The organism is Collinsella sp. HCP3S3_E5, assembly GCF_052067635.1.
Classification (GTDB): Bacteria; Actinomycetota; Coriobacteriia; order Coriobacteriales; family Coriobacteriaceae; genus Collinsella.
This window is the reverse complement of the sequence record NZ_JBQHQF010000071.1, coordinates 1-550: the sequence shown is the minus strand read 5'-3', so window position 1 is coordinate 550 and position 550 is coordinate 1. Positions and strand designations below refer to the sequence as shown.

Annotated in this window: 1 protein-coding gene; it reads right to left on the bottom strand. The window is 69.5% G+C overall.

Annotated features, from left to right (window positions below):
- Positions 1 to 280: 280 nt before the first annotated feature.
- Positions 281 to 550: hypothetical protein (locus ACTM82_RS09035; protein ID WP_441055275.1), on the bottom strand; the 270-nt coding region annotated here is incomplete at its 5' end.

Genomic DNA, 550 nt, shown 5'->3' with positions numbered 1-550 from the left:
CTCATATGACCCAATCCGCTGTCAAGAGCCACAATGGCCCCGCCGACCGCTTGCAATCGGTCGGCGGGGCCTGCCGTTAACCCGTCCCGGTCCGCCCCCGGCATGTCATCGACGCCTTCGGCTCAGTCTCATATCCGCGGATACCGTTCTGTCGGCCCGCACTCCATTCCTTCGGCGGGGTTCCCCAAGTCTGTCGAGGCGCATGCGGAGGGCTCCGCGCGCACAGCGAAATAGGGGGTATCCCCGAAGGCCGCCCGGCTCGCCGGGACGGGGGCTATGTCTATTCCGCGCCCTCCCGGCACATCATGCCGAGGGCCCAAAGCCACCTCACGAGCTCGGCCGCGGTGGCCGCGTTGGCCTTCGCCGCGGGCATGCCGCGGGCGAGCATCTCCTCGCGCCGCCGCAGGAGCCGCTCGGACCCCTTCCTCCCGTGCATCCTTATCTCGAGGGGCACGCCCGTGTCCCTCGGCATGAGCTTCGGCTGGTGCCGTGCCGCGGCGTAGCACCATGAGCCCTCAACGGCCAGCTTCCTCACGAGCGCGTTGCCCGC